A 17,558-nucleotide genomic window follows, 5' to 3' on the forward strand; every position below is an offset into this window, starting at 1 on the left:
TGCGCGACAGTCAGCCCGCGCCTGCCTCTCCCATCCGCATCAATAAATTTTTTACCGAGCATGGCATTTGTTCCAGGCGTGAGGCGGACCAGCGCGTCGACGCGGGCCGAGTGACGATCAATGGAGTCGTCGCGACGCTGGGCGATCGCGTGCGTCGAACGGATGTCGTCGCTTGCGACGGGGCAGTGATCCCATGGGGTCACGCCTTCATTTACATCAAGTATCACAAGCCGGTCGGAGTCACGACGACGAGCGAGTCGCACGTGCCTCGGAATATTATCGCAGAAATCGGCCATCCCGAACGGATTTTCCCCATCGGACGGCTGGATAAAGATTCATCCGGCCTGATCTTGCTCACCAACGACGGAAATATCGTCAACGACATTCTGCGCGTAGAGTTTGGCCATGAACGGGAATACGTCGTGGATGTTGAGCGGCCGTTCGATGAGGCGTTCCTTGCGCACATGGCGGAGGGCGTTGTGATTCTCGGCAGTAAGACGCGGCCGTGCCGCATGGAGCGCGTGCGGCCGAACCGGTTCCGCATCATCTTGACGGAGGGGCGCAATCGCCAGATCAGACGGATGTGTCAGGCGCTGGGCTATCGGGTGACCGGGTTGCACCGCGTCAGAATCATGCACATTGGAATCGCCGGATTGGGAGTGGGGAGTTGGAAAGCACTCTCGGCCGACGAATGGGCTGAACTGCTTCGGGCGGTTGGGCGGATGCCAACCTAGCGGACATCGCTTGAGACGACGGGCGAAGCGGGTGGCCCCCCGATAGGTTCACGATCCGTCGTGTCAGAAGGGAGATCGTCGGCCGCGTCAATATCGTCGTCGACCGGTTTTCTGCGTGTGCCCAGGAATAGGTTGAGCAACGCGATAAAGAAACTCCCACCCACCAATGTCATGCTGCTGGCTTTGATCGTTTTCGTTCCCTCATCGCGCATATCTTTTGCCACATCGGCGACGGTATCCAGCAAGTGATCGAGCGACAGGCTTACCTGAATCATTTTAGGGCCGGCATTGTCGGAGGCATGCTCTTCCGCTTTTCTGCGCAGGGATTCGCGCTCGGCGGGAGAGGTCGCCGTCCACTCCTGAGTCAGGAGCTGAACTGTCGTGCTCGCGACGGAAAAATATTGATCGAGGCTGCGCCGAACGGACTCAATGTCTTCGGGCTCGCTCCGTCCGCTGCGGGAGACGCGCAGACCTGCCGCCGCGTACCGGTCGATGGCGTGTTGAATCTTCGCCCGCTGAACGGGAAGCGATTCCGTGATGCGTTCGAAGTCCGTTTGACTGTGGGCTTCCAAGGCTCGAATAATCGTATTGCGGTAGCGCATCGTGTCGGCCGAAATGTGCGCGAGGTCGGTCGCCCCGAGTGTGTACTCCGTATACATGATGCGCAGGTCTTGGTCGACTTGGCTCAGGGTCTGTCCGCTATACCAGCCGATCCCGGCAATGAGGGCGCTGATCAGAAGCTGGGGGCCGGTCGGCTTTGGAATGGAGAGGCGATTGAGCAGTCCCACAGCGGTGTCCTTGGTTAATCGATGATGATCCGACGGTCGACGTGGGACGTCAGTGTGGGATCGTTGGAGACGAACACCACTGACCAGGGCTCATCTTTCGAACAGAGGCGACGGAGAATCGTCTCCCGCATCGTCGGGTGCAGGTTGTGAATGATGCCGTCAAAAATGAGAATCTGCGGCCTGGCGAGGATGGCGCGCGCGAGCAGGATTCGCGCAATGTGAGTCGGGCCCAACACTCTGCCGGGTGTGCGTACGTGAGACTTAATGCCTTGCGGTAAGGCATCGATCTCGTCTTCCAGCTCGGTGAAGCGAAGCGCCCAGCGGACATCGCTGTACGGCACATAGGACCGGCCTAACACGATGTTCTCTTCGATGGTGCCTTCGAACAGGGTGAGTTGAGAGTCGAGCATAAATCCGCGGCAGCGATTGACGGTCGTTCGATCCAGATGCCGGAGATCCACTCCGTTGTAGCGGAGGACGCCATGAGTCGGCGCGCTCAGCCCAGCGAGGACGCGGGCCAAGGCGGTTTTTGCGGTAGTCGTGCTGGCATAGATGCCGACTTTTTCACCCGGCATGACCTCCAGGTCGAAGTTCGAGAAGATGGGCGCGGTGCCAGGATGCGCAACCGCCAGATCCTTGCAAGTCAGGCGAATTCCGTGGATGGTGGGATCCGGTAACGGAACGGACAGCGTTGTGGACTCCTGGTCTTTGGGCAGCGAAAAAAACTGGTCGAGTTCTGTCACGGCGGTCAGGAAGTAATAGACATGGCCCATCCGCTTGACGACGGCCTCGAAACTATTGAGGAGTCCTGCGACAACCACCTCGGCCGCGACCAGCTGTCCGATCGTCAATTGACCGATCGAGAGGAGCCACCCGGCGGTGGCGATCAGACTGCTGTGGGCGATTGCCTGCCAGCCGACGGCGCCCAGGTATTGCCGCGCGAGAACGGCAAAACGCGCGCGTCTGGTCGCAACGTAGTTGTCGACCAACATATCGGATTTGTGCATGAGCAGGGGCTGACTATCGGTCGCCTTGAAATGCAGCAAGTTGTAGGAAATTTCCTGTATCCAGTGCAGCGTCTCGTATTTGGCATGGGAGACTTCAATGGTCGTTCGAAGGCCGCCATGCGACAGGAGGAAAAACACCACATTGAACCCCGTGAGCAGCAATACGTCGTACAGCAGGAAATACGGGTGGTAGAAGACGAGGATCGACATTCCCACGGCGCCGCCGACGACCACATTGATCATGTCGACAAGCAACACGGAGAGCGCGCGTTGCATCAACACCGTTTCAAGAAAGTAGTTGGCGTAGCGCGGCTTGAACTTCTGATATTGCATGAGCGGCAGCTGCTGCGTCATGGCGAGGGTGATGCGCGCGTACACCCGGCGCTCCAGTACTTCGACGGCATAATATTGGAGTGTTTTGAAGACGCCGACAAAGGCCAAGGCCAAGGCCATGACGACGGCGAGAGTCACGATGGTGATGGGCTGAATCGCGAAGGCGAAGGTGTTGACGAGCTCCTGAACCGTCAACGGCACAATCAGCGAGAACAGACCGATGGCCAGTGAATAGGAGAAGATCAGCCCGAGGACTTTCTTCTCAAGGCTGAAGAGGAGCCCCAGGTGTCCCAGCATAGCCTGGAAGAGGTTCGGCTGCGTATCCGAATGGCCTTCGGCCATGTCTATCAGGTCCTTACTCTAAATCGCCGAGGGGCGGTGCGGAGGGGGGCTCGTCGCGAGGACACTCGCCGTCGTGACGGTGCCGAATCCACGTTGCTAGGGCCACCCTAGCAAATATCGGCTGTAAATTCCACGTTTACATGGACTTAGTCGCGAGACCGGTAACTGACTGGAACCACACTCGGACTGCTTTTGGCCCAGGCGCCAATGGCCCATTGATAGAGGGCCTGGGCTTTCTGGTAGTCGGCTTTGGCCCGAATGACCTGCGCTTCGGAGTCCACGGAATTGCGCTCGCGGAGATTGACAAACAGCACGCTGGTTGCGCCGAGGCCAAACCGGAATCGTTCGCCCTCTTCAAGCGTTCTCGCGAGCTTCAAGGACTGCACGGCTGCTTCCATTCGCTCCTTGGCTCGCTCGATCGCCGAGAGGGCGTTATCGACATCGACGACCACTTGCTGCTCACGGAACTTTTGGACCATGACAAAGCGGTCTGCTTTGCCCTGAGCCTCAAGCACTTCGCCGCGGCTTCGGCGCTGGAGAATGGGGATTCTGAGTTCAAGCCCAAAGCGGTATCCGAGGCCGAGTACGAATTTCTCCGGGGCGCGGGCCGGGGCCGCTTCGGCGTCCAGGCTCGGGAGTAAGTTGTTTTTGGCGAGCTCCAGGTCGATATCGTTCATTTTCGCTTCGATTCCGATTTCTCTAATTTCAGGCCGCTCGGCTTTCGCTTGGACTTTATGGGCCTTCACGGCGTCAGGTGTCGGAGAAAGCATTTGCGCCGGGAAGTCCGGGACTCGGTCGAGGGCGGGAAGCGAGGGGACGTTGTTCTCCCACAGGAACATCGAGAGTTTGAACTGTTCCTGCTCCACCTGGCGTTGCGCGGCAATGGAGATTTCTCGACGGCGCTGGACCTCCTGGTTGGCTTCGACGACGTCTAACGGCGCAACGGCTCCGGCCTTCGCCCGCCCGTCCACCTGCTTAAACCGATCCTCTGCCACTTTGAGGGCTTTGCGCTGAACTTCGACATAGCGGACGGCGGCGACCCAATCCCAGAACTGTGTGGCTGCGGCGAGGAACAAGTCCTGCCGGGTCTGTGCAATACGGATATCCGCTCGGGGATCGGCCAGCTCCGACCGCTGCAGTTCGGCATTCTCAGGATTGATCATCAAGCCTTTCAGGAGGGGAAAGAACCCTCCTAACAGGACCTGCTGGTTTCCGTTTCCAAAAGAAAGGTCAGGAATCTTGGCATCGCCGATGGCTTGGCGAACCCCTGCGCTGTACCGAAATCCCATCGGATTCCGGGCTTCGATGAGGGTGTCGTTGAAGCCCACCGATTGGGTGCCGAACTTATCCTTTGAGACGAACCGTTCGATTTCGGTGTCATTGACGAAGATGGGCTCAAAGGCTCCAAGGGCTTTGAGCATTCGGCCGCGTGCCATCACTTTCTCAGTCCCGGCTCCTTTGAGCAACGGGTGTGAACGATCGATCCAGGCGTGGATTTCATCCAGGCTCAAGGGAATTGCGGGGAGCCCTTTTGCCGCGTCTCCCTCGGCTGCGGCGGCGCTGAACGGAACCGCTGCCGCAGACAGAACGAGTGCCCCAAGCACGAGGCCGAACCGTAAGAATATCATGGCTACTCCTTTGCTCTCCTGGAGATGAGCACGTTGCCGCCCGTCGACTCGTGGGCGCAGGGCACGACCGGACATGCGGTGGAGAAGTGAACCAGCGAGAAACCGATACTGGTGGGAGCGGTTACTTCGCACCTCGTCCCGCTTTCGGTAAGAGCGTATCGATGAGGCTTGGCGGACGCTCTTGGTAATCAGGCGGGAAGAGGTTAAAGCGCCGCCAGAGTTCATACCAGAGCGGAACACGATTGAGGATGACCCAGCCCATGACTTTGGTGCCTTGCCGCACGTGATTCTGCTCGGGCCACATCCGATCTTCGGGGTCCGGCACCACCCAGAAACGGAAATTCCCCTTGCCGTCGTCTACTTGGTCGATCACTTTGATCACACCGGCATAGGTGCCGTACATGGCGTCGGGCCAGGCGGGAAGCGGAATAGCCGGAATGCCGTAAAAGAGAATTTTGACTTTCCGCCCGACGTTGAGCAACGGAGCATCGATGCCGTCCGCGGTCATTTCAATGGCTTTGTCGATGCTGCTCGGCGAGATACGAACGATCTTGTCGCCCTGGCGAACCGTTTCACCGGCGCCCGCTTGTACCATCTTGACGACCGTCCCATCGATGGGAGCCAGAACTTTGCTGGCGTTTCGCCGTTGAGTCGCATTCGACATGCGGAGCGAGACGTCAGCCAATTGATCCGCCGCTTTGGCAGCCTCGCCGACGGAGGCATCCCACGCCGCTTCAGCGTCCAGTAATCGTTGCAATACCTCGGCGCTGACCTGCTCTCGTCCAAAGCCGATGGCTTTCATCGATTGCTCGGCTGCTCTCAGATTGGCCTGCGCCCCTTCGAAATCGGCCTTGCTGACGATCGAGGATTGGATGGTCAACTCCAATTCCCGTTGAGACACCAGGCCCTGTTCGGCCAGTTGTTTGTGACGGTCAACATTTAAGGTTGCGGTCGTGACGGCAATCTTGGCGGATTCCACTTTCTGGTAGGCCTCGCGCACTTTATTCTCGGCTTCGACGACGCGGGCCTGAGCCGAGGGAATGGCGGCTTTGACCAGGTTCTGCATTTCCTTGATGCGTTTGTCGAGTTGGTCCGCTCGCGCCATGGCGGCTTGGCGGGTTTGTTCGAGCGCTTTTTTGCGTTGGTCGAGGAAGGATAAGAGATCCGGGGCCATGAAGTTCGGATCGTAATCCTCCAACTCCACAATCAGGTCCCCTTGTTTGACGCGGACGCCTTCGAAGACGTGCCATTTTTGGATCCGTCCCGTGATCTGGGCTTCAATATCTTGCGGACGTTCATAGGGCGAATAGGCGGAGAGTTGACCCGTGACGGTGATCGTCTGTGTCCAAGGCACAAAGGCAATGATGAGGAGGAACAGGACAACGAGCGTAATGGCCAGCCGGGAAGAAAACTTCAAGCGTTCCGGGATCTGTACCGCTTCCCATGACTGGAGCTTGCTGGATGTGGCCAGATCATCGATCGCAATCTCGCTCAGGCCGCTGTCCCTCGTGATGAGCGAGCGGACTTTGTGTTTCAGACCTGACACAAGGCGAGCCACGACGGTGATCTCCTCAGGCGACGGCAGTGTAGAAATCGGACACCGCCCATCATAAGAGAAACATTGGGCGGAGGTCAATTTGAAGCGCAGAACCGGCATACGTGGAGCTGCGTATGGTGAGCGGGTTCACCTTGACCCGTTCCCGCAGAATCGCTAAGGTGGCGCTCTGTTTTTCAGGCTGTGGTGGCTGTGGAATGAAGGAAGGAGTGCGCTGGTATGGCTGGAACAGGACGATCTTCTCGCCGGGTAAGTAAGGCGCACGGTCCGCTCATCGGAATTCTCGGGGGCAGCAAATCCGATTTTCCGATTCTGGAGAAAGCCGGCGCGCTGCTCTCGGAGTTTGAAATTCCCTATGAACTCTTAGTCGTGTCCGCTCATCGGACACCGGACCGGCTGTTTGAATATGCCGAGACCGCACCGGGACGCGGCATCGAGGTCATCATTGCAGGCGCCGGCGGGGCGGCCCATCTTCCGGGCATGCTGGCCGCCAAGACCCATCTGCCCGTTATCGGTGTTCCCATTCCCACGGAAAACCTTCGAGGCCTGGATTCGTTGCTGTCGATCGTTCAGATGCCGAAAGGCATTCCTGTGGCGACGGTTGCCATCGGGGGGGCGGAAAATGCCGCCTTGTTGGCTGCCCAAATTCTGGCGGGCCGGTATTCCTGGATTGCTGATCGTGTGAAGGCGTTCCGCACGGCTCAAACGGATAGTGTCCTCAATTCTCCGGAGGCTCAGGGAACTAGCGTGGGGAGTCTCCAGGCGGATGGGACGAGTCTGCGGCCGTGACCATGCAGCCCCTCGGACCCGGTGCGACTCTTGGAGTATTGGGCGGCGGGCAGCTCGGTGCGATGTTCACCCGTGCGGCGCTGCAGCTTGGGTATCATGTCGCCGTCTGGGATCCGGATCCCGATGCGCCGGCGCATGGTTTCGCGAGCCGGTCTTTCTCGGCCGCGTTTTCAGATCCTGCTGCCTACCAGGACTTCAGCCGACTGGTGTCTGCCGTCACGTTCGAATGGGAAAATGTGCCGGCATCGCTCTGTGAGCAGTTGAGCCAGATCTGCCCCGTCCGTCCGTCTGCTGCCGTTCTGCGAGTCATCCAAGACCGAATCGATCAAAAACAATTTTTGCAGGCACAGGGACTTCCTGTTCCGTCGTTTTCGGTAGTGACGAATCCTGCTCAGCTTGCCGGCGCCGTGCATGCCTTCGGGTGTGCCGTGATCTGCAAAACGGCTACCGCGGGGTACGACGGGAAGGGTCAGTGGCCTATCAGGCAGCCGGCGGACATCGCGGAGGCGGAGGCGGCACTTCGGACAATGGTACCGACCGGTGCGCGGTGGATTGTCGAGTCCATGGTGGATTATGTGCGGGAGCTATCGGTGCTGGTCGTTCGGGGTGCAAATGGAGAGCACCGCCTGTATCCGGTCGTTGAAAACCGGCATGAGGCCGGGATTCTTCGAATGACGGTGGCGCCGGCGGTGATCTCCTCCGAGGTGGCCACGCAGGCGAAGGATGTGGCGCTTCGTGCCGTGGAAGCGCTTGGCGGTATCGGGGTGTTTTGTGTCGAGTTGTTCCAGCTTCACGGGGATCGTCTGTTGATCAACGAAATCGCGCCGCGTCCGCATAATTCCGGACACTACACGTTGGATGCGTGTACCGTGTCACAATTCGAGCAGCAAGTGCGGGCCTTGTGTGGAATGCCGCTCGGAGAAGTCAGATTGTTGAGTCCTGCCGTTATGGTGAATCTGATCGGTCATGACGTTGAGAAGGTCGCGAGTTCTACTGGTTGTGGAGACCTCTTGGCCATTCCTGGGGCCACGCTCCATCTGTATGGGAAGCACAGGGTCAGGCCAGGCCGAAAAATGGGGCATGTCACCTTCCTTGCAGAGTCGGGCGACGAAGCGGCGGGCCGCGCCAGCCAGTGTATGAAGTTGCTGGCTGTGTAAGTAAGGGCGAAAAGAATCGGTATTGCCAGATCCCGCACGTGTATGGATGCCTCACCAATGGGGCACAATCGATAGACCCTCCTGTGAATTTCCAGACAGCCGTTCGATTTTGTAAGGATCGTACGGTTCACTCTTCGTGCTGATTCACGGAAAGACCGCTGGATTACCATGCCAATCGGCAGATTCTGATCCCTCGATAGGGTACAGAAGTTGCTGCCCTTATGCGTGGTCTATCACCACGAGGGCTATCCTATGAATACAGCGGCGGCATCAGCTGTACCTCCAACCAACAATCGCTTTCACCAATTCCTTACGCATCCCCGCTCACGGCTGATTCTCCTGCAATGCCTGGTGAGCGTGATCCTATCCTATGAGCTGCTTTTCGGAACGGAGTCGGTCATCAGCCGTGTGCACAGCGACGGGATGATCGTTGGAATGTGGGCATTCGTGAGCATGCTCGTTTTGTTGCCGAGTGTCTGGTTTGAGTTAGCTTGGGTCAATGGCGCGCTTGTGGCGGTTGATACTGTTTTGGTAACGGGGACGATCTATCTGTCAGGGAACGCGCGCCCGGATCTCTATACCGCATACTTTATCGTGATGCTGGTGGCGGCCTCAGTGCGGCGTCTGAGTCATAGGATGGGGCTGTGTCTTTTCCTTTGCGTCGGGTATGCCGCACTGTTGTATGAGGGTATTGTCCTCAGTGAAACCGTTGCGGTCGGCCATTTACTTGGCGTACCGGTACTTCTGGTGATGGCGGTATTTTATGGGTTGGCGCTGGAAACCGTGACCGTTGTCCAAGAAGAGAAGTCGACGTTGTTGAAAGACATCGAATCATTGAAGCGTACCGAAGAGCAATTGGCAGTGAGCAAGGTGCAGTTGGAAGCCCGCATTGCTGGATTGAATAAGGACCTGACGCAGTCCCAGGACAAGTTGCAGCAGGGACTGGCTGTGCGACAAGGGTTAGAACGGCGCTTGCGCGAGGCGCAGAAGATGGAGGCTGTCGGACGGATGGCGGCTGGGATTGCCAAGGAGTTCGGCGAGTTGTTTGTGGTGATTGGGAAGCAGACCGGGGTGCTGCTGGCCCAGTTGCCGTCCAACGATCCTCTGCGAGTGGCAACGGACGAGATCTTTACAACCGGTGAGAAAGCCGCCGCATTGACGGCCCAACTGATCGCGCTCAATTTGGAGGAGGGGCAGGTCCGACAGGTGCTTTCGGTACAGACGGTTTTGGCGGATCTTCAGGGCGCGATCAAGAGCGTACTCCCGGGGCAGATTGATCTCGCGATTCATCAAGACGAATCCCCGATTTATGCGGAGGTCGATCGTGAGGGGCTGGAAAAGGTTCTGCTCCAGCTGGTGGTCAATGCGCGGGATGCCATGCCAAACGGCGGACAACTCGTGATTGAGGCTCGCTCGGGGGCAGGCCTGCCGGGCGCTACTCATGCCAGCGGGATTGGTAAGAAGCCGGCTCATGATGTGTTGGTGCAGATCAGCGACACCGGAACGGGAATGAATCTGGATACGCAGGCGCGGATGTTTGAACCGTTTTTTTCGACGAAAGAAACCAATATCGGACTCGGACTGACGGCGGTGTACGGGATTGTCAAACAAAACGGGGGAATGGTCGAGGTGGATAGCCGGCCCGGGCAAGGGACAGTGGTTCGAGTCTGGCTGCCAGGCGCACGAGCTGTCACGGCGCATGAGGAACCGGTTCCCAAGTCGACGCAGGCGAAGGGAGACGAGACGATTCTACTGGTTGAGGAAGATGAGATTCGGCGCAAGCTGGTCGGCTCGACGCTGGTCCGGCACAAGTACCGCGTGCTGGAGGCCGCGTCTTCCGTTGAAGCATTGATGCTGACCCAGCGGTACCAAGGTGTTGTGCATTTAACGGTGAGTCCTTTGGTCATGACCGAGATCGGTGGTCGGGAATTGGCTCGCCGGCTCCTCAACCATCACCCCGCGATGAAAGCGCTGTTTGTGTCGAGCTATGACGATGAGACGATTGCGCATCATCGGATCAATCGACGATGGGTGCTGCAGCACCCCTATCGGCAAGTCGGATTGGTGGAGAAAGTCAGAGAGATGCTCGATGCTGCCTAACGCTCAGGGCCATCAGTACCGTCCGGAGTGGTCTGGGGAGAAGAAGGGCACATCCCGTTGTTTGAAGATTCCTACCAAGGCCATGCCTGCCACGAATCCTCCAATGTGAGCGAAGAACGCGATCCCTCCGCCGCGTGACCCCAGTGACATTCCTCCGCTGTACAGCTGTCCCAAGAACCACAAGCCCAAGACGATGACGGCCGGTACCGAGGTGGTTCCAAAGAAGGGAGGTGGGATCAGCACCAGTACGCGGGCTTTGGGATAGAGCAGGAGATAGGCTCCTAGAATTGCGGAAATGGCGCCACTGGCGCCGACCATGGGGATTTGAGAGGACGGGTCGGTGAATGCGTGACTGAGGGCTGCCAGGACTCCGCAGAGCACATAGAAGACCGCAAACTTAAGATGACCCATCGCATCTTCGATATTGTTGCCGAAGATCCAGAGATAGAGCATGTTGCCGAGCAAATGCATCCAGCCGCCATGGAGAAACATGCTCGTGATCAGGGTCAGTGTGGCCGGAATAGAGACAATGTCGTTTGGGAGCGCCGCATGGTTAAAAATGACGGCAGGTATGGCCCCATACTGAAAAGCAAATGCTTCGCCGAGCTTGTCAGGAAGCGTGAACTGGTAGGCAAATACCATCACGCAGACTGCAATGATGGCACTCGTCACGATCGGGGGGCGCTCAGTCGGGTTATCGTCGCGCAGGGGGAGCATGGGAGCCCGCTAAGGCGTTCGACGACGATCAATGAGAGGCCGAGGTAGATCCGGGTTTGACGGAAGCGATCCATCGCCGTTGAGAGGCACGGAAAACCCGGCCGCATGGGTATGGCCCCCGCCGCCAAAAGAAGCCGCAATGCTTCCCACATCGGTGCCGTCTTCACGTGATCGCATGCTGAAGTATCGACGGCTGTCTCGGTCGTGCCAGATCAGGCAAAATGGATGGTCCGGAGAAAGGCGCTCTCCGATTTGACTGGTGAGGATGGCGCTGTGTACGGCTGGGATAACGGCGCCTTGAAACTCGACCATCACGGCCTGAGCGGCAAGCTTTCCGACGAGCTCCTGTTCATATCGAAGGATCGCGCGGCCTTCCTGTTCCAACTCGAGTTGGGTGAATCGGTTCCATCGATCAAACTCGAATGGATAGGAGGCAATGGCGGCGTTGATTTCGCGGCTGCCCGGCAGCGCCCAATTCCAGAGGTCTTTATCCTGGATATATTGCAGTAGCCACGGAGCCGACGTGCCGTGCGCCCATTCCCATCCCAGGACCGCGCCGGACTTCTTCATGTCAAAGTAGGCGTAGGGGAGGTCGGCAAGGGCTTGTTCGGCGGTAATATGGTGATCGAGGATCAGCAGGTTTTTCGTTTCAGCGGCCATCGCTTCGAGCACCGGTCGCGAATAGCTGAAATCGACGATAACGACGTGCTGATCCTTGATATCGGGTGGAGGTGGATTCCCATGCTTGACGGGAATGAATCGAGCCGCCGGATATTGCGTCCAGATGGCCCAGGCTGCGCCAAATCCATCCGCACAGTCGGCATGATAGAGGACGGTGCTTGGGGGGGTGCTGAACTGGCGGCTGCGTGGCGAATCACTCATAGTAGTTCGCCACAATACCATGTGTATGGGGGTGGACTAAAGGGGCGGTTGCAGCAATGGGCGTGATCGTCAAAGACTATTCACATAGTCGATGAGTTGTCGAAGCCGTCCGGCGCTCCGGCGGTTGGATGGAAAAACCAGTCGGGGCAGGTTGACGATGGCTGGTTCGTCCAGTTCTTCTTCCAAGGCCGCACGCAGTTCAAAACGTCCTTCAGAGAGGAGGTCGCTGAATTGAGTCTGGATGTGCTCGAGATGTTCCGCTGAGATGGGAGAATTCAACCGCATCGCCATCAATCTTCCGACGAATCGAATGGAGTGGTAGCGGCGATAGAACGTTGAAATCTCCTCCACGGCGGCCTCTGCTGAGTTCACGACTTTGAAGAGGCTGAGATCTTCTTGATTGATCAGCCGTCGCTTCAGGAGTTGCTTCACAATAAAGGCGGACCAGTCATCCCAGTAATCGCATCCGGGGGCTTGGATGCAGACAATCGGTTGCGGGTCGCTCTTGCCGGTTTGCGCCAGCGTCAGGATCTCGAAGCCTTCGTCGTGCGTCCCGAAGCCGCCTGGGAACAGAGCAATCGCGTTGGCTTCTTTTTGGAACATCAGTTTGCGGGTAAAGAAGTATTTGAAGGTGATCAGCTTGGGATCGTTGGCAATCGTAGCGTTCGCGCCCTGCTCGAACGGGAGCATGATGTTGACCCCAAAGCTGTTCTCGCGTCCGGCCCCTTCTTGTGAGGCGCGCATGATGCCGTCTGCGCCGCCGGTGATCACCATGTAGCCGGCTTTCACCACTTGTTCCGCGAAGCGATGGGCTAACTGATAATTGGGATCATCGGAGGGTGTACGCGCAGAGCCGAAGATGCTGACTTTTCGCCGATCGTGATAACCGTTAAAGACGGCAAACGCGTGGCGGAGTTCCTTGATTGCGCGGTTAATGATTTTCAGATCCAAGAGGTCGAGATGCGAGTCATGGAACTTCAGCACTCCCGTCAGCAGTTCCCTCATCAGCGTGGCATGAAGGTCGTCTTCAGGACTATCCAGGAGGCCGCGAACCTGGTTCAGGACCTCATCGTTGGAAAGGATTGTGCGCGGTCGATTTTGTGTCGATTTCATAGGGGAGTCCATAGGCACCGTTAGGTCGAGTGAACAAGAGTCAGTGAAAAAATTCTACCAGTCGCGGTTCTCGCGGTCAAAGAAGATCGTGAGATGCGCGACGATTAGGCGAGATCGGTTGATTTGGGCGAGTTCTGAAGGACCCAGGCCTTAATGCGTGATTGATCGGCTGGAGAGAGCCCGGTGAATTGCACATCGACACTGGGGCTTCCCGTCGTTCCGGCTCTTCCGGATTCGTAGACCGGGTCATAGTCCTCGAGGATCGTTCCAGTCACGGTCAGAGGAGCGGTGAGATCGGGAAGGGTGAATCTGAGGAAGACGCGCGTGCCGGGTAATAAAAGGGTTGCGGTCTGGACCATGGCCCCGACATGGCTGAGCTGTACGATGATGGCTTGGTGTTGCGCGCCGGGTGAGTGGGAATCCATGACGCCAATCGTCGCGGGGACTCGAGTCTGACAGCGTTTAGGGGATAAGACGAGATCCCGCGCAGTCAACACTCCGACCGGCTGTTCCTGTTTGGTGACAATGAGAATGGGGGCGCCCGAAGACATCATGAGAGTCGTGGCCTCATCCGCCGCGCGGTCGTATTCAATAAAGTGCACCGGGTGAGACATGATTGCTCGAACTTCGATATCATCCGGGGCAAGGCCCAGCGCGACCACCTTTTTCACAATGTCTGCAGGTGTCATCAAGCCGAAGTGCAGCTCCGTGTCTTTCACCAGCAGGCAGGGCATTTGTTCACGCTCTAAGAGCGTGGCCGCTTCGGTCACGGAAATGTCACCGGGAATTTGAACGACACCTGGAGTCATCATGTGTGCGACCACTGTAAGTTTGGGGTTTGGCGTTTTCGGTTGTTGATCGTTTGGATGTATCATCGCATCGCCAGGGTGTTCAGGGTGACCGGTGCGTATCCTGGCTGCAGCGGTGTATGGGAAGTATAGCAGACGAATGCGAGTTTCCCTGTCTCCGCCAAAGCCTTGTCAGACAACAGTTTATCGGCATACACTGAGTCTGATTGATGTTGGGGATGGTGCCGGAGTGGAAGGGTGGGAGGATGACCCTGTCGCGTGATGTGTGTCATGATTTTCAAGGCCGAGTGGACCGGATCCCGGTTCACGGGCTTGGGCTGTCGGTGGATGTCTATTCACCAGACCTTCATAGCTTGCTCGCCGATCTGACCAGCCGTCAAGTCCTTCCGATGTATTTGGAGGTGTTTCATGCGACCTCCAGTGCGCTGGCCGCGGTTCGTGATCAGACGAATTTGCCACTTCCCTATCATGGAGAAGGGCTCTGGGTGACGCAACCGGGGGCTGGGAATGATCCGTTGTTTCAAGAAGAAGCGCGGATGTTAGCTTCCAACCTTTCTTTGCTTCGGAGCGCCTGGTCGAATCATGAATGTGCGACGAAGCATATCGCCGGGTATTCGTTCGGGACCTATCTCCCGCCGTTGTACACGACCGCGAGCGCGGACATTGTGGCTAAGAACATCAATATGGTTCAGGCGATCTTTGATCAATCAGCTGCGCTGCCGGGCGGCGGCTCTCCGCTCTTTCTGCTGGAGATGCCGCCATTGACATTTTTTGTCGCCGGGACCCTTTCGATTCCAGCCTACTTTCGTTGCGTCACCGAGCAAGCCGCCTGTGGGCTGGTGTTGGATGTCGGGCATCTATGGACCGTCTATCGCTATTCTGGAGCCTGGCGGACTCAGTCCCTCATGCAATTCGTCGATGACTTCCTGCGCGAGTTTCCGGTCGAGCGGGTCGTGGAGATTCATGTCGCGGGGCTGGCCGTTCACGAGTCTCTGGTCGGCGAGGCGGGTATCGCGAAGAGTGCGGACCCGAATCTGCTTCCGCGATGGACGGATGCCCATGCCGCGCCGATTCCCTCGGTGTTGTTCGAGATGTTGGATCAGATTCTTCGGTGCGGGCGGTTGGAGCAATTGCGTGGGATGGCGCTCGAAGTCGATACGAAGCCCAACGGTCTCATCGCAGACGAACTGGCCTGGTTTTTAGAACGATATAAACAGGTGTTCGATCAACCTGTGTTGCAAGGTTCGGTCGCCGGTGTATCTTCCTCCCTGCCGGTCCACGCACGGTTCTCGACAGATAGCGGCGTAGTATCGAAGACCGAGTCTCTGGCTGAGGCCTATGAAGCGTATGCGCAGATTGTATCGGGCCGGGCCGAGCCGGTCGGACCGAATTGGATGGCGGCAACGGCCTGTGCCGAGGATCTTGACTGGTATCGAACGAAGTACCTTCCCTATGAAATTCTCCACTGGGGCGGCGATGTCGAAGCGATGTTCCCTGAAACCTGTCGGGAATTGGCTGGTCGGCAAATCGTCACGGACAGTTTTGTGTCCTATTGGTTTCACCGGCCGCATCCGGTGACTCGGTCCTATGATTTTTTTGACGTGAAGATCGATCGGTTCGTGGAGTTTATCAGTGAGAACGCTTCGGAGCTGACACTGCTGGTACAACGGGAAGCCACTGAATTGCGCCTGGCCTATCAGGCTGCCAACGAGGCGTCTTCGCAGTCGACGGGTGTGCACCGATGAGTTTCTGGTCGACATTGCCGCGTCCGATCATGGGCCTCTCTCCGATGGATGGAGTGACGGATGCGACGTTTCGTCGAGTGATTGCCCAGCACGGCTTGCCGGATGTGACCTTTACCGAGTTCACGCACGTGCATGATGTGTGTCGGGGGCCGGAGTTTTTGCTGAACACGCTGATCTATAGTGAATTGGAACGGCCGGTCGTCGCACAGTTGTATGGCAAGGATCCGGCGTTGTTTTACCAGGCCACGCATGCGGCCTGTGAGTTAGGGTTTGACGGGATCGATATTAATATGGGGTGTCCGTCGAAGAACGTCGCCTCATCCGGATCGGGGGCCGGCCTGATTAAGACTCCTGAGGTGGCCCATGCCATTATGCAGGCAACGCGTCGTGCGATTCAGGATTGGGCGAACGGGCAGACGTTGGAGCAGGTCGGATTTAAGCCGGCCAGGATTGCGGCGATTCAGGCGATGAATGTTGGGCGTCAAGGGGCGGCCACGGTGCCGCGGCGCGAGCTGCCGCTGTCAGTGAAGACTCGGCTGGGATACGATTCCGTGATTGTAGAAGACTGGGTGTCGCATCTGATTCAAGAAAAGCCTGTGGCGATCACGCTGCACGGGCGCACGCTCCAGCAAATGTACCGCGGCGAAGCGGATTGGTCGGCGATTGCCAGGGCCGTCGAGTTAGCCCGAGGGACCGGCATCTTGATATTGGGGAACGGCGATGTGCAAAGCCTCAGTGAGGTGGTAAGCCGTGTCCACTCCACGCAGGTGGACGGAGTCCTGGTCGGACGAGCCGTGCTTGGAGCCCCGTGGTTTTTTCACGCCAAGGAGCAGGCTCGGACGTTGGCGAAGGCGGTCGCGTCCGGCGCTCACGTCGAAACCTTGCCGATAGAGCTTGCCGCGCGCTTCGCGCTGATGCTCGACCACGCGCGGCAGTTTCAGGCGACCTGCGGCCCGGGACAATTTCATCGCATGCGGAAACATTTGGGATGGTATTGCAAAGGCTTCCCCCATGCGGCGGCGTTGCGCGGCCAGATGTTCCGTGTGTCATCCGCGGAGGATGTGGAGGCCATGATCGCCCGCTATCAGGCCAATCAGATCGTTGATAGTCCGGCCACCGATGGCGTGTCCGGCGATGATCAGTCGAATGAGACCCAGGCCCTTGTCTCGCGATGCAGTTAATTCTCGCCTCGACCTCTCCCCGCCGCCGCGAACTCCTCGCGCTGCTCGGTCTTCCCTTTGAGATTGTTGCTCCAGATTTTGAAGAAGTGCCTCAGCCGGGATGGAGTCCGAGGCAACAGGTCGAGCATTTTGCGCGTGAAAAGGCCCGGTCCATTGCGACTACGCGATCGGCTGCTTTGGTACTCGGCAGCGATACCGCAATTGAACTGGACGGACAGATGCTGGGCAAGCCGGTGGATCTGGCCGATGCGCGTGCGATGCTGACGAGCTTGGCGGGGCGGCCGCATTCTGTCCATACGGCGGTGGCCCTCTGTCGGCAGACCCCTCATCATGAAGCCGTCGCGATCGAGACGGCCACGGTGCAGATGAACGCCTACGACGAAGCCGCCATCGAGCGATACCTGGCGACTCAAGAGCCGATGGGGAAAGCCGGCGCCTATTCCATTCAGGGCATGGGTGGGGAGTTCATCGAGACGATCTGCGGCGATTTTCTTGGCATCGTCGGGTTGCCGTTGCGTAAGGTGGCGACCTTACTTGCCGATACTGGCGTCCCTGTGCCCGTCGATATCGAGGCCCTCTATCGGGCGAAGCCCTATCCAAACTGGGCGCGGTTTTCGCGCGATTGAAATGCCCCGGCGCTTCCCCTACAATACATCATTCTTTTCTTGGCTTTATCTT

15 protein-coding genes are annotated in these 17,558 nt (G+C 57.9%); 7 read left to right on the plus strand and 8 right to left on the minus strand.

Going from position 1 to position 17,558, the window contains the following annotated elements; translation table 11 throughout:
- Positions 1-32 precede the first annotated feature (32 nt).
- Complete coding sequence (locus NITLEN_RS09215; protein ID WP_121989410.1) at positions 33-734, plus strand: pseudouridine synthase; 702 nt, start codon at positions 33-35, stop codon at positions 732-734.
- Here NITLEN_RS09215 and NITLEN_RS09220 read toward each other — a convergent pair.
- The 4 genes from NITLEN_RS09220 to NITLEN_RS09235 form a co-directional block, all read right to left on the minus strand.
- Positions 731-1,522: an MCP four helix bundle domain-containing protein gene (locus NITLEN_RS09220; protein ID WP_181416750.1), complete on the minus strand. Its 792-nt coding sequence runs from the start codon at positions 1,520-1,522 to the stop codon at positions 731-733. The genes NITLEN_RS09215 and NITLEN_RS09220 overlap by 4 nt on opposite strands.
- A 14-nt stretch (positions 1,523-1,536) precedes the next feature.
- Positions 1,537-3,204, minus strand: a complete 1,668-nt coding sequence (locus NITLEN_RS09225) for an ATP-binding cassette domain-containing protein (RefSeq protein WP_121989294.1) — start codon at positions 3,202-3,204, stop codon at positions 1,537-1,539.
- Between the two features lie 146 nt (positions 3,205-3,350).
- A complete protein-coding gene (locus NITLEN_RS09230; protein ID WP_121989295.1) occupies positions 3,351-4,832 on the minus strand; it encodes a TolC family protein in 1,482 nt (493 codons plus the stop codon).
- A 121-nt stretch (positions 4,833-4,953) separates the two neighbouring features.
- Positions 4,954-6,390 carry an HlyD family secretion protein gene (locus NITLEN_RS09235; protein ID WP_245924421.1) on the minus strand — a complete coding sequence of 479 codons (1,437 nt, stop codon included), beginning with the start codon at positions 6,388-6,390 and terminating at the stop codon, positions 4,954-4,956.
- 216 nt (positions 6,391-6,606) lie between these two features.
- Between NITLEN_RS09235 and purE the strand changes: the two genes are divergently transcribed.
- From purE to NITLEN_RS09250, 3 genes are all read left to right on the plus strand, one after another.
- Positions 6,607-7,176, plus strand: a complete 570-nt coding sequence (gene purE, locus NITLEN_RS09240) for a 5-(carboxyamino)imidazole ribonucleotide mutase (RefSeq protein WP_121989297.1) — start codon at positions 6,607-6,609, stop codon at positions 7,174-7,176.
- A gap of 2 nt (positions 7,177-7,178) precedes the next feature.
- Complete coding sequence (locus NITLEN_RS09245; RefSeq protein WP_121989298.1) at positions 7,179-8,333, plus strand: 5-(carboxyamino)imidazole ribonucleotide synthase; 1,155 nt, start codon at positions 7,179-7,181, stop codon at positions 8,331-8,333.
- Between the two features lie 252 nt (positions 8,334-8,585).
- Positions 8,586-10,433: an ATP-binding protein gene (locus NITLEN_RS09250; protein ID WP_121989299.1), complete on the plus strand. Its 1,848-nt coding sequence runs from the start codon at positions 8,586-8,588 to the stop codon at positions 10,431-10,433.
- Between the two features lie 12 nt (positions 10,434-10,445).
- On the opposite strand, the gene NITLEN_RS09255 is transcribed toward NITLEN_RS09250, so the two are convergent.
- The 4 genes from NITLEN_RS09255 to NITLEN_RS09270 form a co-directional block, all read right to left on the minus strand.
- Positions 10,446-11,150, minus strand: a complete 705-nt coding sequence (locus NITLEN_RS09255) for a rhomboid family intramembrane serine protease (RefSeq protein ID WP_121989300.1) — start codon at positions 11,148-11,150, stop codon at positions 10,446-10,448.
- Positions 11,151-11,159: 9 nt separating this feature from the next.
- Positions 11,160-12,032, minus strand: a complete 873-nt coding sequence (locus tag NITLEN_RS09260) for a DHHA1 domain-containing protein (protein WP_121989301.1) — start codon at positions 12,030-12,032, stop codon at positions 11,160-11,162.
- Positions 12,033-12,101: 69 nt separating this feature from the next.
- Positions 12,102-13,145: an LOG family protein gene (locus NITLEN_RS09265; protein WP_121989302.1), complete on the minus strand. Its 1,044-nt coding sequence runs from the start codon at positions 13,143-13,145 to the stop codon at positions 12,102-12,104.
- 104 nt (positions 13,146-13,249) lie between these two features.
- Positions 13,250-13,957 carry a CBS domain-containing protein gene (locus tag NITLEN_RS09270; protein ID WP_181416751.1) on the minus strand — a complete coding sequence of 236 codons (708 nt, stop codon included), beginning with the start codon at positions 13,955-13,957 and terminating at the stop codon, positions 13,250-13,252.
- A gap of 242 nt (positions 13,958-14,199) precedes the next feature.
- On the opposite strand from NITLEN_RS09270, the gene NITLEN_RS09275 reads away from it, so the two are divergent.
- The 3 genes from NITLEN_RS09275 to NITLEN_RS09285 are packed head-to-tail and all read left to right on the plus strand — an operon-like array spanning position 14,200 to position 17,506.
- Positions 14,200-15,699, plus strand: a complete 1,500-nt coding sequence (locus NITLEN_RS09275; RefSeq protein WP_181416752.1) for a multinuclear nonheme iron-dependent oxidase — start codon at positions 14,200-14,202, stop codon at positions 15,697-15,699.
- A complete protein-coding gene (locus NITLEN_RS09280; RefSeq protein ID WP_121989305.1) occupies positions 15,696-16,880 on the plus strand; it encodes a tRNA dihydrouridine synthase in 1,185 nt (394 codons plus the stop codon). The genes NITLEN_RS09275 and NITLEN_RS09280 overlap by 4 nt, the downstream gene beginning before the upstream one ends.
- Positions 16,871-17,506, plus strand: coding sequence for a Maf family protein (locus NITLEN_RS09285; RefSeq protein WP_121989306.1), 636 nt, complete (start codon positions 16,871-16,873; stop codon positions 17,504-17,506). Before NITLEN_RS09280 ends, NITLEN_RS09285 begins: the two co-directional genes overlap by 10 nt.
- Positions 17,507-17,558: the final 52 nt, after the last annotated feature.

This window comes from Nitrospira lenta, assembly GCF_900403705.1.
In the GTDB taxonomy this organism is placed as follows: Bacteria; Nitrospirota; Nitrospiria; order Nitrospirales; family Nitrospiraceae; genus Nitrospira_D; species Nitrospira_D lenta.